Consider the following 22,208-nt stretch of genomic DNA (forward strand, 5'->3'; position numbering starts at 1 on the left):
AGATTGAGCGCCAACACGTTACGGAGATTCATGTCATGGCCACCAAGGCGATCACCGATTCCAGCTTCCAGAACGACGTGCTGGACAGCGACAAGCCCGTGCTGGTCGATTTCTGGGCGGAATGGTGCGGCCCGTGCAAGATGATCGGCCCGAGCCTGGAGGAGATTTCCGACGAGCTGGGCGAGCAGGTCACCATCGCCAAGCTCAACATCGACGAGAACCCCGACGCGCCCGGCAAATACGGCGTGCGCGGCATCCCCACGATGATCCTGTTCAAGAACGGCCAGCCCGCCGCGACCAAGGTCGGCGCCGCGCCCAAGGGCGCGCTCAAGGGCTGGCTCGAGGGAGAACTTTGATCCATTTGCGAGCGGATGAGATAATCGCGCTTGCTCAGCACGATATAGGTGACTAGCCTTCATGAACGGGCGCCGGGGGGCGTCCGTTTTAGGGGGTTGTCATTGATGAATACTTATCTGCGCCTCGGCGCGGCCGTTCTGGTCGCGTCGTCACTGTCGGCCTGCGCGACGATCACGCGCGGCACAAAGCAGAATTACGAAATCACTTCGCAGCCGCCGGGTGCGGATGTCGCATTGTCGACCGGCGACAAGTGCGTCACGCCCTGTAAATTGAAGCTGAAGCGCAAGGACGCGTTCACCGCGAAGTTCGCGAAGGCGGGCTATGAGCCCATGGAAGCGAATGTCGAAAGCAAGCTCAGCGGCGGAGGCGGCGCAGCGGCGGCGGGCAACCTGCTGTTCGGCGGGATCATCGGCGGTGTGGTCGATGGGTCAAACGGATCGCTCAACAGCCTCTATCCGGGAAAGCTGGAGGTGACGCTGGTGCCCGCGTCCAGCGCCGAAATAGAGACGGTGGCCGACGCGGTCGAGGCGGCCCTCGTCACGGCCGAGCCGGCCGATGCCGTGGCCGAGCCCGCCGCAGCGACGACCGAACCGACCGACGCGGTGGTCGAGCAGCCAGTCGCGGAAGACGCCGTCGCGACGCCCGCGCCGACCGAGGGACTGTAAGCCTTGAAATCGGTGTTGAAAGGCGAACTGGCCTAAGTCCATCCTTGAGACCGAAGCGATCGGTTTGTGTTGAGCAGCCGCGTCGACGGCGTATCGAGGCATCGTCCTTCTTCGGCAGGCCGGAGAATGGGACGGCGCTTCGATATGCCCGTCGAAGGCGCTACTCGGCGCGAGCGGTTGAGCTCAAGGGAGCTAATCCACACCCGGCTCGGTCGCGCCCGGCGGCAGGCCGCGCGTGTCGGGCCGGAATTTGTCATGGCGCGGCAGGCCGTCGTCGATCGGCGCCCATGCGACCGCTTCGGCGCAGAAGATGTGGAAGCCCGGCCGAACCGCGTTCGGGTCGTCCAGCGTAGCGGCTGCCACATCGAGCTCATCGGGCTGGAAGTCGACCTCGATGGTCAGGGTCGTGCCGCACGCGCCGCAGAAGCGGCGCTGCCCGAACGATGTCGTGCGATAGATGCGCGGCTCGCCCGATTCCCAGCGGAAATCCGCGCGCCGCGCGGTGGTGAAGGCGATCGCCGGCGCGCCGCTGGTGCGCTGGCAGACCCGGCAATGGCACCAGCCGGTATCGTAGGGATCGGCCAGCGAATAACGCACCGCGCCGCATGCGCAGCCTCCGGCAAGGCGTGTGTCCGTGCTCATGTCCGATAATCCGCGTTGATCTGGATATAGCCGTGGGTCAGGTCGCACGTCCAAACGGTCGCGCGGCCTTCGCCCAGGCCGAGATCGACGCCGATTTCCACCTCCTGGCCCTTGAGATGCGCGGCGACAGGGGCTTCGTCATAACCCTCGACCGCCAATCCGCCTTGCGCGACCTGAGTGTCGCCGAAGCGGATCGAAAGCTTGTCGCGCTCGGCGGGTTCGCCGGCCTTGCCGACCGCCATCACCACGCGGCCCCAATTGGCGTCCTCGCCGGCGATCGCGGTCTTCACCAGCGGCGAGTTGGCGATCGACAGCGCGATGCGGTGGGCGCTGGCGTCGCTTTCGGCGCCCTCGACCGCGATCTCGATGAACTTGGACGCGCCTTCGCCGTCACGCACCACCAGCTGGGCGAGTTGCAGGCACAGGTCCGACAGCGCCGCCGCGAAGGCGTCCGCCCCGGCATCCTCGATCGACGTCAACCGCGCGTTGCCGGCCTTGCCCGTGGCGAAGGCCAGCACGGTGTCGCTGGTCGAGGTATCGCTATCGACGGTGATGCAGGAAAAGCTGCGGGTGTTGGCGGCGGACAGCATCTGCTGCAGTACGGCCGGCTCGATCGCCGCGTCGGTGAAGATGAAGCCGAGCATCGTCGCCATGTCCGGCGCGATCATGCCTGATCCCTTGATGATGCCGACCAGCGTCACCGTCCGGTCGCCGATCGCCGCGCGGGTCACGACCGCCTTGGGAAAGGTATCGGTGGTGCCGATCGCGTCGGCCGCCTCGCGCCACGAACAGGGTGGCGCAGAGAAGGCGGCGTCCAGCCCGGCCTCGGCCTTATCGATCGGCAATGGCACGCCGATCACCCCGGTCGATGCGATGAAGATGTCGGACGGTTCGCAGCCGATATGCGCCGCCGCGCGCGCCGCGATCGCCTCCACCGCCGCGCGTCCGCGGTTTCCCGTGAAGGCGTTGGAATTGCCGGCGTTGACCACCAGCGCGCGCGCCCGGCCCAGCGGCAGCGCAGCGCGGCACCACTCGACCTCGGGCGAAGGGCAGCGGCTCTGCGTCAGCACCCCGGCGACCGCCGCGCCTTCGTCCAGCGTGACGAAGGTCAGGTCGCACCGATCCCAAATCTTGTACCGCGCCCGCGCGACGCGCGGCGTCACCCCGGCGATGGCGGGGAGATCAGGAAGGGGACGGGCGAGCGGCGATGCTTTGATCATTGCGGCGCTTTGCATGCGCCGCGAAGGTGGCGCAATCCCCGCGCCAATTGCGCATGGGCCATCGATCAGGATAGTCAGGTCGCCTGGGAGGACAAATCGATGATAACGCTGGTCGCCATTGGTCTCGCACAGGCCGCCCTCCCGGACGCTCTGACACCAATGACCGATCCGGCTCGCTGGGTAACGACTGATGATTATCCGGCCGAAGCGCTGAAGGCGAAGGCGCAAGGAGGTGTGCGAGTCCGGTTGGCGATCAACGCGGCGGGAAGGGTCTCTGATTGCACCGTTGTTGAATCAAGCGGTCACGCATCGCTTGATGAAGGAACCTGTGCGACGATGTCCAAGCGAGCTGCCTTCAATCCGGGTGCGCCGAACCGGTTCGCGCATCGAACCATAGTCTGGAGCTTGCCCGATCAAGGCGCGTCGGGTGAGTATTATACGCCCACCGAACCTATCGAAGTGACGGAAACAATATTCAGCGATTCGATCTTGGAAACGGAGATCGTGCTCGATGAACAAGGCAGGGTCGAAACCTGCCGAGTGATTGAGACAAAGCCGCCATCCCCCTTCGATGCATGTGCGGACGTCCCGGCCGGCATGAGCATGGGGCCGGGACATCTGCGGGACGGGAAGCCCATCAAGGCTCACATCAGGAAGAGAATGACGATCTCCACGACCTTCCCGGAATAAAATCGACAACCTATTGGGGGTGACGCGGAACGGCGAAATCACTATCTGATCGCTGTCCTCCTTGCCAAAAGAGCCCGCTTGAACCTTCTCCTCGTCCTTACAGCGCTTCTGACCAGCCTCACCGGGATAATCTCTGGCGAGCGGGCAGCCACGGCGCGTGTGCAGGCAAACGCGCGCTCGGTCGAGCAGGTCGCCACGGCCGTCGCTGAGCACGTGGTCGTTGTGATCTCGCCCGGGCTACATCCTGACGGCGTGCTCTACAGCCGCATTGTGCCACTACCGCGCACGCTGGCGTTAGCGCCCGCGGCCCCGATCTTTGCGGAGAAGCGGCGCGAATAGAGTGCCGGCGGTCTCCCTCTCTCGCATCACAATTTGGTCCGCGCGCGATGCGGGCAATTCAACATTCCAGACGAAAGTCCGATTCCATGCTCGGTGGCCTCGCCAAATCCATTTTCGGTTCCTCCAACGATCGTTACGTCAAATCGCTCGTCAAGATCGTCAGCCAGATCGCTGGTTTCGAAGCCAATATGCAGGCCATGACCGACGAGGAGCTCGCCAATCAGACGGTGATCTTCCGCCAGCGGCTGGAGGCCGGTGAGGAGCTCGACGCGATCCTGCCCGAAGCGTTCGCCACGGTGCGCGAGGCGTCTGTCCGCGTGCTCGGCATGCGCCATTTCGACGTGCAGATGATCGGCGGCATCGTGCTCCACCGCGGCGAGATCGCCGAGATGCGCACGGGTGAGGGCAAGACGCTGGTGGCGACGCTGGCCACCTATCTGAACGCGCTGCCCGGGAACGGCGTGCATGTCGTGACCGTCAACGACTATCTCGCCCGGCGCGACGCCGAGTGGATGGGCCGGGTGTACGGCTTCCTGGGCCTGAGCGTCGGCGTGATCGTGCCCAACCTGCGCGACGACGAACGCCGCACCGCCTATGCCGCGGACATCACCTACGGCACCAACAACGAATTCGGCTTCGATTACCTGCGCGACAACATGAAGTTCGATCGCGGCGCGATGGTGCAGCGGCCCTTCTCCTTCGCCATCGTCGACGAGGTCGATTCGATCCTGATCGACGAGGCGCGCACGCCGCTGATCATCTCGGGTCCCACCGAGGACAAGTCGGAGATGTACATCTCCGTCGACGCGATCGTCCGCGATCTCGCCGACGAGGATTACGAGAAGGACGAGAAGCAGCGCACCATCATCCTCACCGAGGACGGCACCGAGAAGGTCGAGCGGCTGCTGGAGGGCGCCGGGCTGCTCCAGGGCGCCAATCTCTACGATATCGAGAACACCCAGGTCGTCCACCACGTCAACCAGTCGCTGCGCGCGAACAAGATGTTCAAGCGCGACACCGACTACATCGTCAAGGACGGCAAGGTCGTCATCATCGACGAGTTCACCGGGCGCATGATGGACGGCCGCCGCTGGTCGGACGGCCTGCACCAGGCGGTCGAAGCCAAGGAGGGCGTGGAGATCGAGCCCGAGAACCAGACGCTCGCCTCGATCACCTTCCAGAATTATTTCCGCATGTATCCGAAGCTTTCGGGGATGACCGGCACCGCGGCCACCGAAGCGCAGGAATTCTTCGACATCTACAAGATCAACGTCGTCACCATCCCGACCAACCTGCCGGTCCAGCGGATCGACGAGGAGGACGAGTTCTACAAGACGACGCTCGAGAAGTTCGCCGCCATCGCGCGCTCGATCAAGGAGCATAGCGAGCGCGGCCAGCCGGTGCTGGTCGGCACCGTCTCGATCGAGAAGTCGGAATTGCTGTCGGACTTCCTCAACAAGGAAGGCGTCAAGCACAGCGTCCTGAACGCCCGCTTCCACGAGATGGAGGCGCATATCGTGGCGCAGGCGGGCCGCTTGGGCGCGGTGACCATCGCGACCAACATGGCCGGCCGCGGCACCGACATCCAATTGGGCGGCAATCTCGAATTCCGCATCGAGGACGAGCTGGCCGAAACGCCCGAAGGCGCCGAGCGCGACGCCGCGATCGAGCGGATCAAGGCGGAGATCGCGGCGGAGAAGCAGCAGGTGCTCGATGCCGGCGGCCTCTTCGTGCTCGGCACCGAGCGGCATGAGAGCCGCCGCATCGACAACCAACTGCGCGGCCGCTCGGGCCGCCAGGGCGATCCCGGCCTCAGCCGCTTCTACCTGTCGCTCGACGACGATCTGCTGCGCATCTTCGGGCCGGACACGATGTTCGCGAAGATGATGCGCTCGAACATCGCCGATGGCGAGGCGATCGGCTCCAAATGGCTCTCGAAGGCGATCGAGACCGCGCAGAAGAAGGTCGAGGCGCGCAACTACGAGCAGCGCAAGCAGGTCGTCGAGTATGACGACGTGATGAACGATCAGCGCAAGGTGATCTACGAGCAGCGCAGCGACATCATGGACGCCGACACCGTCGACGATGTCGTCACCGACATGCGCTGGGAGACGGTCAACGCGCTGGTCGGCGAGGCGTGCCCGCCCGAGACCTATCCCGAGCAGTGGGACATCGAGGGGCTGAAGACCCGCCTGTTCGACGTGCTCGGCCTCGAGCCGCCGATCGACGACTGGCTGAAGGAAGAGGCCGTCGAGCCCGAGCTGATCGAGGAGCGCGTCCGCGCGATGGCGGACGAGGGCGTCGCGGCCAAGGCGGCCGAGCTCGATCCGGATACCTGGCACTCGGTCGAAAAGTCGATCATGCTGCAGAATCTCGACCATCATTGGAAAGAGCATCTGGCGACGCTCGACGCGCTGCGCGCGGTCGTCCACCTGCGCGCCTACGCGCAGAAGACCCCGATCAACGAGTACAAGCACGAGGCGTTCGCGCTGTTCCAGCGCATGCTCGAGGCGATCCGCGAGGACGTCACCCGCGTCGTCGCCCACGCCCGCTTCGCGCCCGGCCCCGCCTTCGACGAAACACACGAGCTTCCCGAACTCCCCCCCTTCCTAACCACCCACATCGACCCGTTCTCGGGCGAGGACGACAGCGACGATTACGATATGGGCGTGATCAGCACGCGCCTGCCGCCGATGCAGGCGCCGCGACCCGCTGCCCCCGAAGGGCTGCCGGACGATCCCCAGCAGTGGAAGGGCGTCAGCCGCAACGCGCCGTGCCCATGCGGGTCGGGACGCAAGTTCAAGCACTGTCACGGGCAGCTGGCGTAGGAGCTAGAAGATGGTGGTGACTGCACTTCTGTTTGCGGTCACCGCGGCACTCTACGCCAGCGTCGGCTTCGGCGGCGGATCGACCTACAACGCCCTGCTGGTACTTGCGCAGACCGACTACCGCGTTCTTCCGGCGATCGCGTTGACCTGCAACATCATCGTCGTAACCGGCGGCACGTTCCGCTATACGCGCGACGGCGTGATGCCGTGGCGACGCGCGCTCCCGATAGCGCTCGTCGCCGCGCCCTTCGCCTGGGCGGGCGGGCGCACGCCGATCCCGCAGCATGTCTTCATCGGCCTGCTGGGGCTCGGACTGTTGGTTGCCGGGCTGTTGATGCTGACGCAGCGGGAGCGCGTCATTGCCGAGACGCGCCACACCAGCTGGCGCGACTACAGCATCGGCGCTGGAATCGGCTATTTCTCCGGCTTGGTCGGCATTGGCGGCGGCATCTTCCTGTCGCCTTTCCTCCATCTGACCCGGTGGAGCCAGGCACGCCCGATCGCGGCGACGGCATCGCTGTTCATCCTAGTCAACTCGATCGCTGGCCTCATCGGGCAACTGATGAAGCTGGACTGGGCGGGGATGGCGGCTGCGACCGCGACCTATTGGTCGCTTGCGCTCGCCGTGCTCGTCGGCGGACAGCTCGGCACGCATATGGGGCTGAAGCTGTTATCCGAAACCTGGGTCCGGCGATTAACCGCGCTGCTCGTCCTCTATGTCGCCGCGCGGCTGATTTGGCAGTTCTTTACCCGCTAGCCCGCAAGGAGCACTCCGCTGAACTCCTTGTCCTCCAGCGCGCGCCCGGCGCCCAACGCGACGCAGATCAGCGCATCGTCGGCGATCACCACGGGAAGGCCGGTAGCGCTCGCCAGCACCTCGTCGATTCGCCGCAGCAGTGATCCGCCACCGGTCATCACGATCCCCTGATCGACGATATCGGCGGCCAGTTCGGGCTCGGTCTGCTCAAGCGCCATCAGCACGGTCTGGACGATCTGGCCGATCTGCTCGGCGATGGCCTCGGCCACCTCGCTCTCGCTGACCTCGATCTCCTTCGGCACGCCCTGGACGAGATCGCGGCCCTTCACCCGCATCGTCTCGCCGGCCTTGCGCTCGGGGCGCTTGGCGGTGCCGATGGTAAGCTTGATCCGCTCGGATGTCGCCTCGCCGATCATCAGGCTGTACTTGCGCCGGATATAGGAAGCGATCGCGTCGTCGATCTTGTCGCCGCCGACCCGCACCGACGTGCTGTAGGCGAGGCCCTGGAGCGAAAGAACCGCCACCTCGGTCGTTCCGCCGCCGATATCGACCACCATCGCGCCGACCGGCTCGGTCACCGGCAACCCCGCGCCGATCGCCGCAGCCATCGGCTCCTCGATCAAAAAGACCTTGGCGGCGCCCGCTTTGGTCGCTGCCTGGCGCAGCGCACGGCGCTCGACCATGGTTGACCCGGATGGGACGCAGATCGCCATGTTGGGCTGCCGAGGCAAACGGCTATGACCACCATGCGCCTTGCCGATGAAATGCTTGATCATCTGCTCGGCGACTTCGATATCGGCGATGACTCCGTCGCGCAGCGGCCGGATGGTGCGGATATTGTCGGGTGTCTTGCCCATCATCAGCTTGGCGTCGGCGCCGATCGCGCGCACTCGCGACACGCCGTCGCGCGTCTCCAGCGCCACCACTGACGGCTCGTTGAGCACGATGCCCCGGTCGCGGACATAGACGACGGTGTTCACCGTCCCCAAATCGATGGCCATGTCGTGCGATGCACGCCTGAAAAGCGACGGAAACCGCATGAAGCAATCATGCCCTTCGAAACCGGAGCGGAGGAAAAGGCCGAAGGTTCGCGCCACTTCGGGCTTTGTGACGATGAAGTTCGGCTGGTCCAACGCCGTCATGGCGTCAACCAAGCGTGCGACAGAGCGAGCGTCACGGAAGACGAGCGCCTAACGACAAATTGCGCAAATGCCAGGAAAGTGGCTCCCCGGGCCGGATTCGAACCAGCGACCGATCGATTAACAGTCGATTGCTCTACCGCTGAGCTACCGGGGAATGCCTGTTTCCGCGTGACGCGTGGCGTCTCGGAGGCGCGCCTATAGCAGCGCCTTTTCGCCGATTGCAAGCGCCTCAGGCGATGAATTGCTCCATCGTTATGCGGTCGTCCAGCGCGTGCTCGGGATCGAACAGCAAGGTGAGGTCGCGGGCGTGGTCTATTTCGATTTCTACGCGCGAAACTTCTCGAACCTCGCGCTGATCGGCCACTGCGCTTACGGGGCGCTTTTCGGGTTCGAGGGCGCGGAGGGATATGCGGGCGCGGTCTGGGAGGATGGCGCCGCGCCAGCGGCGGGGGCGGAAGGGGCTGATCGGGGTGAGCGCGAGGAGGGCCGAGCCGAGGGGGAGGATCGGTCCGTTGGCGGAGAGATTGTAGGCAGTCGAGCCGGCCGGGGTCGCGACGAGGACGCCGTCGCAGACCAGTTCCGGGATCACCACGCGGCCGTTGACCGTCACCTCCAGCTTCGCCGTCTGGCGCGTTTCGCGCAGCAGCGAGACCTCGTTGATGGCGGGGCTGGTCACGCGCTCGCCGGTCACCGTCTCGGCGGTCATCCTGAGCGGGGTGACCTTGAACGGACGGACGCGCTCCAGCCGCGCATCGAGCCCCTCGAACCGCCATTCGTTCATCAGGAAGCCGACCGTGCCGAGGTTCATGCCGAACACCGGCACGATCCGCCGCCGTTCGAGCATGGCGTGGAGCGTCTGCAGCATGAAGCCGTCGCCGCCCAGCGCGACGACATGATCGGCATCCTCGACCGCGACCCAATCATAGCGCTCGCGCAGGTCGCGCGCGGCCGCCTGCGCGGCATCGGTGGGGGAGGCGACGAGCGCCCGCGCGCGGCCGCTCACCCGCCGGTCACGCTCATATGGCGGGCGACGGCGGGCGACGCCGAATCGATGCGGAAATCGTGACGCAATGGCTTGTGGCCGAGCGCCGCGTCGATCGCCGCATCGAGCGCGCCGATGCCGCCCTCGCGCAGCGCCGCCTTGAGATCGACCCGATCCTCATGCCCCAGGCACATGTAGAGATGGCCCTCGGTGGTCAGCCGCATCCGGTTGCAGCCGTCGCAGAAATTGTCGGTGAGCGGGGAGATGAGGCCGAGCCGCGTGCCGAATTCACCGACCCGCCAATAGCGCGCCGGGCCACCGGTCCGGTGTGCGTCGCGCGACAAGGTGAAGCGGCGGGAAAGGTCGTCGAACACCGCGGTCAGCGGCACGAACCGGTCGGCGCGGTCCTCGTCGATCGCGCCCAGCGGCATGGTTTCGATCAGCGACAGGTCGAAGCCCTGTTCGCCGCACCAAGCGAGCATGTCGGGGATCTCGGCGTCGTTCAGGCCCTTCAAGGCGACCATGTTGATCTTGACCGCGAGGCCAGCGGCCTTTGCCGCGGCGATGCCGCCGAGCACGCGGGCGAGATCGCCGTGGCGCGTGATGAAGCGGAAGCGTTCGGGATCGAGGCTGTCGAGGCTGATGTTGATCCGCCGGATACCCGCGGCCGCGAGATCATCGGCATGATCGGCGAGCCGGGTGGCGTTGGTGGTCATCGTCAGCTCATCGAGGCCATCGCCGAGATGCCGACCGATCCGCCGCGCGAGATCGACGACATCGCGCCGCACCAGCGGCTCGCCGCCCGACAGACGGATCTTGCTGACCCCGCGCGCGATAAAGCGATCGGCGATCAGCGCGATCTCCTCCAGGCTGAGCAGCGCCGCGCGGGGCAGGAAGGTCATCTGCTCCGCCATGCAATAGCGGCAGCGCAGATCGCACCGGTCGGTCACCGAGATGCGCAGATAGCTGATCCGCCGCCCATGGACGTCGATCAAGCTGGCATCGGGGCCGGTCCGGGGCAGAGCGCAGGCCATGTGCCAGAGCTAGGCGGTTGCAGGACGAGCGGCAAGAGCGATCGGGGAATCGCGGTGCGGCCACCTATCGTCGCCCCTGTGCAGGCAGGGGCCTCGGTCGGCATACGCAAGGGCGGATGTGCCGCAAACCCAGCGGCCCTGCTTGCGCGGGGGCGACGGCTAAAGCACTCGCGCTGTGTCCCGTATCCGCCCGGCGCGAGAGAAGCAGGCCATTCCTTCGCGCCCCGTTTCGCTCTAGCGTCGCCCGTGATGGGGGGCGATACGGCACGATGATGGTTCAGGCGGCTCGCCCCGAAACGACGGTGTTCGTCGCCCCCGCGCGGCAGCTGGTGCCGGCCGGAGAGGGGGTGCGGCTGGTCAGCGCGGCGGGCGATACGCCGCTCGACCAGCAGTTCCTGGCCAGCCGGGCGCGCGCCGTCGTCGCCGATCTGCGCGTCAGCGGCGGGCGCGAGGCGCTGGCGGTGCTGGCGCCGGCGATCCTGGGCCAACATGCGGCGCTGCTCGCCATCGTCGGGCCTGACGACGTGGCCGGGCTGCACGCCGCGCGCGAGGCCGGCGCGACGCATCTGCTGGTCGCGCCGTTCGCGCCGTCCACGCTGGCGGCGACGCTGGCGGGTCTTGCCGAGACGGGGCGCAAGCTTGCCGGCGACTGGTCGATGGAGCCGCTCGCGCCGCCCGATCCCGCCGATCAGCGCCGCGCGGCGACGCGCGATCTGGTGACCGGCGCGCGCGATGCGCTCGCTGCGCGGCGCTGGCTCGACCGGCGCCTGTCGAGCGGCGAGGGCGAGGGCGTGCTGGTGCTGCTCGTCGCCTTGAGCCGGTTCGAGATGGTCAACACCGCCTATGGTCGCACCGCGGGCGACACGGTGCTGCGTGGCGTCGCGGCGCGGATCGAGCATGTCGCCGCCGAAGTGCTGGGCGACGACTGGCTGGTCGCGCGCATGGGCGGCTCCGAATTCGCCGTGCTGGGACGGCAAGCCGAGCATCCCGAGCGGGTGACATTGCTCGCCGAACAGATCGCCGAAGCGGTGGCGCGGCCGTTCGTCTCCTCGGGCGCGATCGTCGCGCTGGGTGCCCGCATCGGCGTCGCGGTGGGCGAGGCGGGCGAACGCGACGCCGCCCGCCTGCTGCGCCGCGCCGGCGAAGCGCTGGAGACCGCGCGCGAATCGGACGGCGCGACGGTGCGCTATGCCAGTCGCACCACCGAGCCCGCGCCCTACGACCTCGCCATCGATCTGCGCCACGCGATCGAGCGCGGCGAGATCGAGCTGCGTTTCCAGCCGCAGGTGGCGATCGGCGGCGGCGAGATCAGCGGCGTCGAGGCGCTGGCGCGGTGGAGCCATCCGGTGCTGGGCCTGCTGGGGGCGGAGACGCTGTTCGCCGCCGCGGAGCGGGCCGATCTGGTGCTGGCGCTGAGCGACCATGTCCAGCGCGCGACATTGCAGGCGGCGGCGGCGTGGACCGGCGCGCGCGCCGGGCTGCGCCTCGCGATCAACCTGACCGCGAACGACATCCGCCGGCCGGGCTTCGCCGATCTGTTCATCGACCGGGTCGATTCGAGCGGCTTTCCCCGGGGCCGCCTGACGGTGGAGATCACCGAAGGCGGGCTGATCGAGGATCTTTCGCTCGCCGCCAATCTCTTCGCCCGCTTCCGCGCCACGGGAATCCGCGTCGCGATCGACGATTTCGGCACGGGCTATTCGAACCTGGCCTATCTGAAGTCGCTGCCGCTCGATTATCTCAAGATCGACAAGCGGATGGCGCAGGACATCGCCGGCACCGCGCGCGACCGGGTGGTGGTGCGCGGGGTGATCGACATGGCGCGATCGCTGGGGCTGGCGGTGATCGCTGAAGGGGTGGAGACGGCCGAGCAGCTCGACCTGCTGGCGCGCGAGGGGTGCAATTTCTACCAGGGCTATCTGTGCGCCGAGCCGCTGACCGACGCGGCGCTGGCGGACTTGCTGGAGGAGCGGGGGGGATGAGCAACGATCCGATGAACCTGACGGGGGCGTGGTTCGGCAGCTTCAGCTATCTCGGCACCGGCGATCCCGATGTGTCGTTCATCGCATCGCTGGAGGAGGTGGCGGGCGTCCTGTCGGGCACGACCAGCGAGCCCAACACCATCGCCGGCACGACGACGCACCTGAACGCCTTCATCCGCGGCAGCCGCGAAGGCGCCGAGGTGAGCTTCACCAAGATGTACGACGGCGAAAGCGATGCGGCGCACGCGGTAAACTATGCCGGCACGGTCAATGCGGAGGGCACGCGGGTGAGCGGGTTCTGGCAGCTGGAGGAATGGTCCGGCGGGTTCGAGATGACGCGGACGCAGGTGCAGGAGGAGGAGTTGGAGGAGGTCGAGATGGCCGAGGAACCGGCCTTCGCCAATCTGGTGGGGCGGTGATGCGGGCGCATGCGCCATGTAAACCGGACAACCAGGATTTCCGGTCGTTTCGAGCGAAGTCGAGAAACGTCTGGTGGCGCAAGGTTTCTCGACTTCGCTCACCAACGGGCCTGAGGAGCTTGGGTTTTGCATGCGCTGCTGCCCTGCTCCTGGCCGCCTGCGCACCGGCGGCCGCGCCCTCGCCCCAACAGGCGCGCGCTGCGATCGAGGCGGCGATGCGCGACAGCGCGGCGGGCTGGAACGCGGGGGACCTGGACCGGTTCATGCGCGTATATGCCGACGATCCCGCGACGAGCTTCGTCACCAAGGACGGGTTGATCCGAGGGAAGTCCACGATCGCCGCGCGTTATGCGCCTAGCTTCGCGGGTGGCGGAAACAGTCGCGGCGCCCTGGATTTCACCTTCCTCGATTTCCGCATGGTGGGACCGGAGCATGCGCTGCTGACGGCGCGCTATCGGCTGACACCGGCGACGGCGGGCGGCGAGGTCGTGCAGGGGCCGACTACATTGCTGTTCCGCAAGACCGATGCCGGATGGCGGATCGTGGCGGATCATAGCGGGTGAGGGATTGGAGCTTTCGCGTCGAGGAAACGCTATCCGAAACCTCGACGTGAAGCCGAAAGCCATTGTTCAGCCACTCCTCACCTTTTCCTCATGCCGCTCATCCCGACTCCTGGCAGGTGACGTCCGCAATTGTCACCGGGAGGAAAGCACATGACGGCATCGAGCGGCAGGGTCGCCACGGGGACCTGGAACACTTGGCGGATCGCGCGTTGGGCCGCGGCATTGGCGCTGCTGCTGACGCCGCTGATGATGATGCAGATCAGCGACGAATGGCACTGGACCCTGGGCAGCTTCATCTTTGCCGGCGTCATGATCGGCGGGGTCGGGCTGCTCTACGAGTTTGCCGAACGGCTGAGCGGCAGCCGGGCCTATCGTGCCGGCGCCGCGGTCGCGCTCGTGACCTCGTTCCTGACCGTGTGGACCACGATCGTTCGCGACGACGGCAACGGCATCGGCTTCTTCCTGCTCGTCATGACGGTGGCGGTCGGCGGGTTTGCCGCCTGGTTCCGGCCCGCAGGCATGGCGCGGACCATGCTTGGCGTGGCGATCATGCAGGCCCTGCTTGGCGTGGCCATCGCAACCGCGCCCTCGACCGCGAGCATAGCGGGGGCATCGTTCAGGATTTTGGTGTTCAGCGGTTTCTTCACGGCGCTGTGGCTGGGTTCGGCGGCTCTCTTTCGCGTCGCGGCGAAGGGGGATGGCGAGGTGGGTCCGGACTAGAGGTTGGCGGCTGTGTGTTCGGCTGGCCAGCCCCTCCACCACCGGCCTGCGGCCGGCGGTCCCCCTCCCCGAGCAAGCTCGGGGAGGATTTCAGCCGGCGGCCTTGGCCAGGCCTTTTGACAGTTGCAGCGCGCCGTTGAGGCGGGCCTGGGGATCTCCCCAGCTGCGGGTGATGACCAGCTTCGAATCCGGGCGCAGGCGGGCGGTGCCCTCCAGGCGCTGGACGTAGGCGAGCAGGCCTTCGACATTGGGCGGCTTGTCGTCGTGGAAGGAGACCAGCGCGCCCTTTGGGCCGACGTCGAGCTTGGCGATGCAGGCTTTCTTGGCGTTCTGCTTGATCTCGATGATGCGCAGCAGGTTTTCGGTCGGTTGGGGGAGCTTGCCGAAGCGATCTATCAGCTCCGCGGCGAAGGCCTCGATCGACTGGCGGTCGTCCAGGTCGTTGAGACGGCGATAGAGGCCCATGCGCAGGTCGAGATCGGGGACATATTCCTCCGGGATCATGATCGGCGCGTCGACGGTGATCTGGGGGCTGAAATCGCGCGGGCGGCCGAGCGCGCCGCCGGCCTTCGCCTCGAGGATCGCCTCCTCGAGCATCGACTGGTAGAGTTCGAAGCCGACCTCGCGGATGTGCCCCGACTGCTCGTCGCCGAGCAGATTGCCCGCGCCGCGGATGTCGAGATCGTGGCTGGCGAGCTGGAAGCCGGCGCCGAGGGTGTCGAGATCCTGCAGCACCTTGAGCCGTTTTTCCGCGGTCTCGGTGAGCAACCGGCCGGGCGGCGTGGTCATATAGGCATAGGCGCGGGTCTTCGACCGGCCGACGCGGCCGCGGATCTGATAAAGCTGGGCGAGGCCGAACTTGTCCGCCCGGTTGACGATGATGGTGTTGGCCGAGGGGATGTCGAGGCCGCTCTCGATGATCGTGGTCGAGAGGAGCACGTCGTATTTGCGGTCGTAGAAGGCGGACATCCGTTCCTCGATGTCGCCCGCCGCCATCTGGCCATGGGCGACGATGTAGCGGATTTCCGGAACCTCCTCGCGCAGGAACTGCTCGATATCGGGCAGGTCGGCGATGCGCGGGGTGACGAAATAGGCCTGGCCGCCGCGGTAATGCTCGCGCAGCAGCGCCTCGCGCAGCACCACCGGGTCCCACGGCATGATGTAGGTCCTGACGGCGAGGCGATCGATCGGCGGGGTCTGGATCACCGACAGGTCGCGCAGGCCGGACATCGCCATCTGCAGCGTGCGGGGGATCGGCGTGGCGGTGAGGGTGAGGACGTGGACGTCGGCCTTCAGCGCCTTCAGCCGCTCCTTGTGGGTGACGCCGAAGCGCTGCTCCTCATCGACGATGACCAGGCCGAGGCGCTTGAACTCGACGCCCTTGGCGAGGAGGGCGTGGGTGCCGATGACGATGTCGACGGTGCCGTCGGCGAGGCCCTCCTTGGTCGCCTTGGCCTCGGCCGCGCCGACGAGGCGGGAGAGGCGGCCGATGCGGATCGGGAAGCCTTCGAAGCGCTGGGCGAAGGTCGTGGCGTGCTGGCGGGCGAGGAGCGTGGTCGGGCAGACCACCGCGACCTGCATGCCGGCCATCGCGGCGATGAAGGCGGCGCGAAGAGCGACCTCGGTCTTGCCGAAGCCGACATCGCCGACGACGAGGCGGTCCATCGGCTTGCCCGCGGAAAGGTCGCCGATGGCGTCGGCGATGGCGCGGTCCTGGTCGTCGGTCTCCTCATAGGGGAAGCGGTCGACGAAGGCGGGGTAGCCGCCCGAATCGGGCTCGGCGACCTGCCCTTCGCGCACGGCGCGGAGCGCGGCGGTGGCGATCAGCTCGCCGGCGATCTCGCGGATGCGCTCCTTCATCCGCGATTTGCGGCGCTGCCACGCCTCGCCGCCCAGCTTGTCGAGCGCGGCGTTCTCGCTGTCCGCGCCGTAGCGCGAGAGGACGTCGATATTCTCGACGGGGACGAACAGCTTGTCGCCGCCGAGATAGGTGAGCGCGACGCAATCGTGCGGCGCCTGGCCGACGGGGATCGAGGTCAGCCCTTCGTAGCGGCCGATGCCGTGGTCCATATGGACGACCAGATCGCCGGGGGTGAGGCTGGCGAGCTCGGCGAGGAAGGCGTCGGTCGATTTCTTGCGCTTGCGCCGGCGGACGAGGCGGTCGCCGAGCATGTCCTGTTCGGTGAGGAGCGCGACGTCGGGGGCGGTGAAGCCGTGCTCGAGCGGCAGGACGATGAGGGCGGTGGAGCGCGGGCCGACGCCAAGCGCCTCCTGCCATGTGTCGACCGGCTTGAGTGCGGTCAGGCCGTGATCGGCGAGCAGGCCGGAGAGGCGCTCGCGCGAGCCCCTGGAATAGCTGGCGAGGACGGGCTTCCTGCCGGCCTTTTGCAAGCCGTGGAGGTGATCGACGACGGCCTCGTAGACATTGGCGTTGGCGGCGCGTTCGGGGGCGAAATCGCGCGGGCCGTCGACGGCGAAGTCGAGGACGCGGGCGCTTTCGGGCTCGTGGAACGGGGTGGCGAGGTGGACGGCGCGGGCCTCCACGGCCGCGTCCCATTCGGACGGGTCCATGTAGAGCGCCTTTTGCGGCAGCGGTCGGTAGCTGCCGGGGTCGCTCGACTGGGCGCGGAGGCGGTTGGCGTGATAGTCGGCGATGGCCTCGAAGCGCTGCTCGCCCGCGGCGATGGTGGTCACGTCGCGGACGATGACGGTGTCGTCGGGCAGGTGATCGAACAAAGTCGCCAGCTTGTCCTCGAACAGCGGCAGCCAGTGCTCCATTCCGGCGAGGCGGCGGCCCTCGCTGATCGCCTGGTAGAGCGGATCGCCGGTAGCGGTGGCGCCGAAGGTCTCGCGGTAGCGGCTGCGGAAGCGCTTGACCGATTCCTCGTCCAGCAGCGCTTCGGACGCGGGGAGCAGGGTGAAGCCGTCGACGCGGCCGGTGGTGCGCTGGTCGGCGGGGTCGAAGCGGCGGACGCTTTCGATCTCGTCGCCGAAGAAGTCGAGCCGCAGCGCCTGTTCCTCGCCCGATGGCCACAGGTCGACGAGGCCGCCGCGCACCGCGAACTCGCCGGGATCGGCGACGGTGTCGGTGCGGACATAGCCATTGGCCTGGAGCAACGCGGACAGCCGGTCGCGGCCGATGCGCTCGCCGGGGGCCAGCCGGGCGACGAGCTGGCGGATGCGGAACGGGGTCAGCGTGCGCTGCGTCGCGGCATTGATCGTGGTGACGAGCAGCTGCGGGCCGCTGGCTTTGGCTTGCAAGCCGTGGAGCGCGGCGAGGCGGTCCGATGTGGCGCGCAGCGAAGGCGAGGCGCGGTCATAGGGGAGGCAGTCCCAGGCCGGAAAGGTGGTGACCGTGATCTCCGGCGCGAAGAAGGTGGCGGTGTCGGCCACCGCGCGCATCGCCGATTCGTCGGAGGCGATGAACACCGCGCGGCCCTTCGCCGCGCGCGCGAGATCGGACAGCAGCAGCGGCAGGAAACCTTGCGGCGCGCCGGCGAGGGTAAGCGGCGTTTCCGCCTTCAATATGCGCTGGATCGGGTCGGTCATTCGGCGATCGGGATATAGTCGAGTTGGCGGAAGGCGGACGCCTGGGGACCTTGGTAGGCGGTGGGGAAGGGCTGGGCGCCCATGCCCCAGGCCATGATGTCGACGTCCTGTTCCTCCAGCAGCGCTTCGAACCATGCCATCTCCGCTTCGCCCCAATCGGCGGCATGGCGATCGAAGAAGCCGCCGATCATCAGATCGGCCTCCTTGGTGCCGCGGTGCCAGGCGCGGAAGCGCAGGCGTTTGAGGCGGGTCTCGCGGTCCATGTTGCTCCAACGGCGAAAGGCCGACGGACGCTGGCGCGGCTGTCGGCTGGGCGATAGGGAAGGCGTCAGATAGTCATGCGACCCGAACTGCTCAACCCGCTCTTTGCCGAAGCGACCGCGCTCAAGGGCGTCGGCCCGGCGCTGGCCAAGCCGCTGGAACGGCTGGGGCTGGCGCGCGCGGTGGATATCGCGTTTCATCTGCCGGTGGGCTTTGTCGACCGCGTGCCGGTCGAGCGGTTGAGCGAGGGCGATGTCGGGCGGGTAATCGCGATCACGCTGACCGCGGTGGATTACCGCAACGCCGCGGGGCGGGGGCCGTTTCGCGTGCATGCGACCGACGCCTTCGGCAACTACGTCACCTTGGTCTATTTCGGCGGCAATCCGGGTTGGGCGAAGAAGCTGCTGCCGCTCGGCGAGGCTCGCCGGGTGTCGGGCAAGCTCGATGCCTATGGCCAGGAATTGCAGATCGTCCATCCCGACTTCGTCGTGCCTCTGGAAGAGGCAGAGGAGCTGCCCGGCCGCGAGGCGATCTATCCGCTGTCCGAAGGGCTGACCAACCGCCGCATGGCGCAGCTGGCCGAGGCGGCTTTGGCGCGCGCGCCCGATCTGCCCGAGTGGATCGAGCCGGGGCTGTTGTCGCAGAGCGGCTGGTCATCATGGCGCGAGGCGCTGGCGAAGGCGCATGCCGATCCCGAGGATGCCGCGGCGCGGCAGCGGCTGGCCTATGACGAGATATTCGCCAATCAGCTGGCGCTGATGCTGGTGCGGGCGGACACGCGCAAGCGGCGCGGCGTGCCGCTGAAGGGCGATGGCCGGCTGACCGGGGCGCTGCGGCTGCCCTATGCGCCAACCGGCGCGCAATCGCGTTCGGTCGGGGAGATCGCCGGCGACATGCAACAGGCGACGCCAATGCTGCGGCTGCTACAGGGCGATGTCGGTTCGGGCAAGACCTTGGTCGCGCTGATGGCGTTGCTGACAGCGGTGGAGGCAGGCGCGCAGGGCGCTTTGCTCGCCCCGACCGAGATCCTCGCCCGCCAGCATTACGAAGGATTGTCACGGCTGCTCGCCGGGCTGCCGGTCAACCTCGCCATCCTGACCGGACGCGACAAGGGACGGGCGCGCGAGGCGACGCTGATGGGACTGGCCGACGGGTCGATCGACATCCTCGTCGGCACGCATGCGATCTTCCAGGAGGCGGTCAGCTACAAGAATCTGGGGCTGGCGGTGGTGGACGAGCAGCATCGCTTCGGCGTGGCGCAGCGGATGATGCTCTCCGCCAAGGCCGATCGCCCGCCGCATTTGCTGGTGATGACCGCGACGCCGATCCCGCGCACGCTGACCTTAACCCGTTACGGCGAAATGGATGTCAGCCGGCTGGACGAGATGCCGCCGGGCCGCCAGCCGATCGAAACGCGGGTGATCTCCGACGAACGCCTGGCCGAGGTGGTCGATGCGCTGGCGCGGCACATGTCGGCGGGCGGACAGGCCTATTGGGTGTGCCCGTTGGTCGAAGAGAGTTTGAAGAGCGATCTCGCTGCGGCCGAGGATCGGGCCGCGGGGCTGCGTGCGCGGTTCGGCGAGGACCGGATCGGGCTGGTGCATGGCCGGATGAAGGGGCCGGAGAAGGATGCCGTGATGGCGCGCTTTGCATCGGGTGATCTCGCGGTGCTGGTCGCGACGACGGTGATCGAAGTCGGCGTCGATGTGCCCAATGCGACGCTGATGATCGTCGAGCATGCCGACCGCTTCGGCCTTGCCCAGCTGCACCAGCTGCGCGGGCGCGTGGGGCGCGGGGAGGGGAAGTCGATCTGCCTGTTGCTGCGGACCGGCGCGCTCAGCGAGACGGCGCGCGCGCGGCTGGCGCTGATGCGCGAGACCAATGACGGCTTCCGCATCGCCGAGGAGGATCTGCGGTTGCGCGGAAGCGGCGAGCTGCTCGGCACGCGGCAATCGGGCGAGGCGCGCTTCCGGCTGGCCTCCGCCGAGCAGATGACGGAGCTGCTGCCGGTGGCGACCGACGATGCCCGGCTGCTGGTCGATCGCGACGGTGGCCTGAGCGGACCGCGCGGGCAGGCGGCGCGGGTGGCGCTGTATCTGTTCGAACGCGACGCCGGGGTGGGGCTGCTGCGGTCGGGATAGATGCCGATGCACCCGTCACCCCGGACCCTTCGACAGGCTCAGGACAGGCTTGTTCCGGGGTCCATTGTGCCGCGAGCGCGGCGTTGACGCCTCTTGCTTCTGCCCCAGCCGCCTGATGAACCCCGGAACTAGGCCGGGGTGACGGTGGAGAGTTGGAGAATCCCGGTGGGCTGCGAGCGCGCTGCTACGTCTTCAGCACCTCGGCAAGCATCTGAAGATAGCGCGCGAGCTCGATCATCTCGTCGAACTCCACGCCGATGCGGCCGCCCAGTGCCCAGCGCACCTCGCCGATCACGCCGCCCGCGCCGGGCAGGCGCACGACGATCTTCTGCTCCGGCCCGATACGCGCGTCATCGCAGCGCGCCATCAGGCCGCGCGCGGAGACGTTGACCACCAGCAGCTCGACCGAGCGCCCGTCCGCCATGATCGCCCGCGTGCGGAAATGCACGTCCTCGCGCATGTCGCGACGCGCTTCCGAAACGAACATTCCCTGGGCATTCAACGCCATCTACGCGGGTCCTTTGGCAGCGATGTGAACGCTATCGCGCCGACGATGAATCCGCCCGCAACAGGCATGGTGGACGAAAGGTTACCGCGCCGCGACCAGCCCGTGTTTCTTGGCGCCGAAGCTGACCTTGTCGCCCGCCGCGACCGGATGCGCCGGCTCGCGGACGACCTCTCCGTTCACGCGGATCGCGCCTTCGGCGAGCTTGCGCTTCACCTCTCCGTTCGAAGCGGCGAAGCCTAGCGCGACCAGCACCCTGGCCACGGTCAGACCGTCCTCGAAGGCGACCGTCGGCAAGTCGCCGCCCGCGGCGCCCTCTTCGAAGGTGCGGCGAGCGGTGTCGGCGGCGTCGCGCGCGGCCAGCTCGCCATGCGCCATCGTTGTCGCGGCATCGGCCAGGACCTTCTTGGCGTCGTTGATCTCGGCCCCTTGGAGCGCCTCCAGCCGGGCGATCTCGTCGAGCGGCAGATCGGTGAACAGCCTGAGGAAGCGGCCGACATCGGCGTCCTGGGTGTTCCGCCAGAACTGCCAATAGTCGTAGGCGCTGAGCATGTCGGCGTTGAGCCAGACCGCGCCCGCCATCGTCTTGCCCATCTTGCCGCCGTCCGCCGTCGTGATGAGGGGCGTCGTCAAGCCGAATACCTCGGTGCCGTCGACCCGGCGCGCGAGATCGACGCCATTGACGATGTTGCCCCACTGATCCGATCCGCCCATCTGCAGACGGCAGGCGGAACGGCGCGACAGCTCCAGGAAATCATAGGCCTGGAGGATCATGTAGTTGAATTCGAGGAAGCTGAGCGACTGCTCGCGATCCAGCCGGAGCTTGACCGAATCGAAACTGAGCATCCGGTTGACCGAGAAATGCTGGCCGATGTCGCGCAGGAAGGGGATATATTCGAGGGCGTCGAGCCATTCGGCATTGTCGAGCATGATCGCGTCGGTGGGGCCGCTTCCGAAGGTCAGGAAGCGTTCGAACACGGTGCGGATCGACGCGACGTTGGCGGCGATGACCTCCCCGGTCATCAGCTTCCTCGCCTCGTCCTTGAAGCTCGGATCGCCGACCTTGCCGGTGCCGCCGCCCATCAGCACGATCGGCTTGTGCCCGGCCTGCTGCAGGCGGCGCAGCATCATGATCTGCACCAGGCTGCCGACATGGAGCGAGGGCGCGGTGGGATCGAAGCCGATATAGCCGGGAACGATCTGCTTCGCGGCAAGCGCGTCGAGCGCCGCCGCATCGGTCAGCTGGTGGATATAGCCGCGCTCGTCGAGCAGGCGGAGGAGGTTCGACTGATAGCTCATGACGGCGCGCGCTTAGCACGACTGATGCAATTTGCACCCGTTCCGTTTGGACCGAGCTTGTCGAAGCCCGGTCCTTGTTTACAGCGCATCTTCAGGGAAGGCGGAGGAACTGG

20 protein-coding genes and 1 tRNA gene are annotated in these 22,208 nt (G+C 67.3%); 11 read left to right on the top strand and 10 right to left on the bottom strand.

Annotation, left to right across the window (positions count from 1 at the left end; all coding sequences use genetic code 11):
• The first annotated feature begins 35 nt into the window (after nucleotides 1-35).
• Both trxA and D1610_RS12035 read left to right on the top strand, forming a co-directional pair.
• Nucleotides 36-356 (top strand): thioredoxin TrxA, encoded by a 321-nt coding sequence (trxA, locus tag D1610_RS12030; RefSeq protein WP_118864429.1) that lies wholly within the window; start codon nucleotides 36-38, stop codon nucleotides 354-356.
• 105 nt (nucleotides 357-461) lie between these two features.
• Nucleotides 462-1,022 (top strand): hypothetical protein, encoded by a 561-nt coding sequence (locus tag D1610_RS12035; protein WP_118864430.1) that lies wholly within the window; start codon nucleotides 462-464, stop codon nucleotides 1,020-1,022.
• A 192-nt stretch (nucleotides 1,023-1,214) separates the two neighbouring features.
• Here D1610_RS12035 and D1610_RS12040 read toward each other — a convergent pair whose 3' ends face one another.
• The gene (locus tag D1610_RS12040; RefSeq protein WP_118864431.1) at nucleotides 1,215-1,664 is read right to left on the bottom strand and encodes a GFA family protein; all 450 of its coding nucleotides are present in this window, start codon (nucleotides 1,662-1,664) and stop codon (nucleotides 1,215-1,217) included.
• Complete coding sequence (gene argJ, locus D1610_RS12045; protein WP_118864432.1) at nucleotides 1,661-2,884, bottom strand: bifunctional glutamate N-acetyltransferase/amino-acid acetyltransferase ArgJ; 1,224 nt, start codon at nucleotides 2,882-2,884, stop codon at nucleotides 1,661-1,663. Before argJ ends, D1610_RS12040 begins: the two co-directional genes overlap by 4 nt.
• 99 nt (nucleotides 2,885-2,983) lie before the next feature.
• Between argJ and D1610_RS12050 the strand changes: the two genes are divergently transcribed.
• From D1610_RS12050 to D1610_RS12065, 4 genes are all read left to right on the top strand, one after another.
• On the top strand, nucleotides 2,984-3,574 hold the full coding sequence (locus D1610_RS12050; RefSeq protein WP_118864433.1) for an energy transducer TonB: 591 nt from the start codon (nucleotides 2,984-2,986) through the stop codon (nucleotides 3,572-3,574).
• A gap of 78 nt (nucleotides 3,575-3,652) precedes the next feature.
• Nucleotides 3,653-3,913, top strand: coding sequence for a hypothetical protein (locus D1610_RS12055; RefSeq protein ID WP_118864434.1), 261 nt, complete (start codon nucleotides 3,653-3,655; stop codon nucleotides 3,911-3,913).
• 86 nt (nucleotides 3,914-3,999) lie between these two features.
• Nucleotides 4,000-6,741: a preprotein translocase subunit SecA gene (secA, locus tag D1610_RS12060; protein ID WP_118864435.1), complete on the top strand. Its 2,742-nt coding sequence runs from the start codon at nucleotides 4,000-4,002 to the stop codon at nucleotides 6,739-6,741.
• A gap of 10 nt (nucleotides 6,742-6,751) precedes the next feature.
• Nucleotides 6,752-7,498, top strand: a complete 747-nt coding sequence (locus D1610_RS12065; protein WP_118864436.1) for a sulfite exporter TauE/SafE family protein — start codon at nucleotides 6,752-6,754, stop codon at nucleotides 7,496-7,498.
• Here D1610_RS12065 and D1610_RS12070 read toward each other — a convergent pair.
• The 4 genes from D1610_RS12070 to moaA form a co-directional block, all read right to left on the bottom strand.
• The gene (locus tag D1610_RS12070) at nucleotides 7,495-8,538 is read right to left on the bottom strand and encodes a rod shape-determining protein (protein WP_118864491.1); all 1,044 of its coding nucleotides are present in this window, start codon (nucleotides 8,536-8,538) and stop codon (nucleotides 7,495-7,497) included. The genes D1610_RS12065 and D1610_RS12070 overlap by 4 nt on opposite strands.
• Nucleotides 8,539-8,719: 181 nt before the next feature.
• A tRNA-Asn gene (locus tag D1610_RS12075) sits at nucleotides 8,720-8,794 on the bottom strand.
• 75 nt (nucleotides 8,795-8,869) lie between these two features.
• Nucleotides 8,870-9,643 (bottom strand): NAD kinase, encoded by a 774-nt coding sequence (locus D1610_RS12080; RefSeq protein WP_118864437.1) that lies wholly within the window; start codon nucleotides 9,641-9,643, stop codon nucleotides 8,870-8,872.
• On the bottom strand, nucleotides 9,640-10,656 hold the full coding sequence (gene moaA / locus D1610_RS12085; protein ID WP_118864438.1) for a GTP 3',8-cyclase MoaA: 1,017 nt from the start codon (nucleotides 10,654-10,656) through the stop codon (nucleotides 9,640-9,642). Before moaA ends, D1610_RS12080 begins: the two co-directional genes overlap by 4 nt.
• A 269-nt stretch (nucleotides 10,657-10,925) precedes the next feature.
• Between moaA and D1610_RS12090 the strand changes: the two genes are divergently transcribed.
• The 4 genes from D1610_RS12090 to D1610_RS12105 all read left to right on the top strand — a co-directional run bounded on the left by D1610_RS12090 (nucleotide 10,926) and on the right by D1610_RS12105 (nucleotide 14,340).
• Nucleotides 10,926-12,638: a putative bifunctional diguanylate cyclase/phosphodiesterase gene (locus D1610_RS12090; protein ID WP_118864439.1), complete on the top strand. Its 1,713-nt coding sequence runs from the start codon at nucleotides 10,926-10,928 to the stop codon at nucleotides 12,636-12,638.
• Nucleotides 12,635-13,057 carry a hypothetical protein gene (locus D1610_RS12095; protein WP_118864440.1) on the top strand — a complete coding sequence of 141 codons (423 nt, stop codon included), beginning with the start codon at nucleotides 12,635-12,637 and terminating at the stop codon, nucleotides 13,055-13,057. Before D1610_RS12090 ends, D1610_RS12095 begins: the two co-directional genes overlap by 4 nt.
• Before the next feature lie 119 nt (nucleotides 13,058-13,176).
• Nucleotides 13,177-13,620 carry a YybH family protein gene (locus tag D1610_RS17405; protein ID WP_281268981.1) on the top strand — a complete coding sequence of 148 codons (444 nt, stop codon included), beginning with the start codon at nucleotides 13,177-13,179 and terminating at the stop codon, nucleotides 13,618-13,620.
• Between the two features lie 150 nt (nucleotides 13,621-13,770).
• Entirely contained in the window at nucleotides 13,771-14,340 is a 570-nt protein-coding gene (locus D1610_RS12105) for a hypothetical protein (RefSeq protein ID WP_118864442.1), read from the top strand.
• Between the two features lie 90 nt (nucleotides 14,341-14,430).
• On the opposite strand, the gene mfd is transcribed toward D1610_RS12105, so the two are convergent.
• Both mfd and D1610_RS12115 read right to left on the bottom strand, forming a co-directional pair.
• The gene (mfd, locus tag D1610_RS12110; RefSeq protein WP_118864443.1) at nucleotides 14,431-17,889 is read right to left on the bottom strand and encodes a transcription-repair coupling factor; all 3,459 of its coding nucleotides are present in this window, start codon (nucleotides 17,887-17,889) and stop codon (nucleotides 14,431-14,433) included.
• Nucleotides 17,886-18,152, bottom strand: a complete 267-nt coding sequence (locus tag D1610_RS12115) for an FAD assembly factor SdhE (RefSeq protein WP_118864444.1) — start codon at nucleotides 18,150-18,152, stop codon at nucleotides 17,886-17,888. The genes mfd and D1610_RS12115 overlap by 4 nt, the downstream gene beginning before the upstream one ends.
• Before the next feature lie 75 nt (nucleotides 18,153-18,227).
• Between D1610_RS12115 and recG the strand changes: the two genes are divergently transcribed.
• Nucleotides 18,228-20,291: an ATP-dependent DNA helicase RecG gene (gene recG, locus D1610_RS12120; protein WP_118864445.1), complete on the top strand. Its 2,064-nt coding sequence runs from the start codon at nucleotides 18,228-18,230 to the stop codon at nucleotides 20,289-20,291.
• Nucleotides 20,292-20,475: 184 nt separating this feature from the next.
• On the opposite strand, the gene D1610_RS12125 is transcribed toward recG, so the two are convergent.
• Together D1610_RS12125 and tyrS are read right to left on the bottom strand one after the other, a co-directional pair.
• Nucleotides 20,476-20,799, bottom strand: coding sequence for a PilZ domain-containing protein (locus tag D1610_RS12125; RefSeq protein ID WP_118864446.1), 324 nt, complete (start codon nucleotides 20,797-20,799; stop codon nucleotides 20,476-20,478).
• 81 nt (nucleotides 20,800-20,880) lie between these two features.
• Nucleotides 20,881-22,095, bottom strand: a complete 1,215-nt coding sequence (gene tyrS / locus D1610_RS12130) for a tyrosine--tRNA ligase (protein WP_118864447.1) — start codon at nucleotides 22,093-22,095, stop codon at nucleotides 20,881-20,883.
• Nucleotides 22,096-22,208: the final 113 nt, after the last annotated feature.

Origin of the sequence: Sphingomonas gilva (assembly GCF_003515075.1) — a bacterium.
GTDB classification, from domain to species: Bacteria; Pseudomonadota; Alphaproteobacteria; order Sphingomonadales; family Sphingomonadaceae; genus Sphingomonas; species Sphingomonas gilva.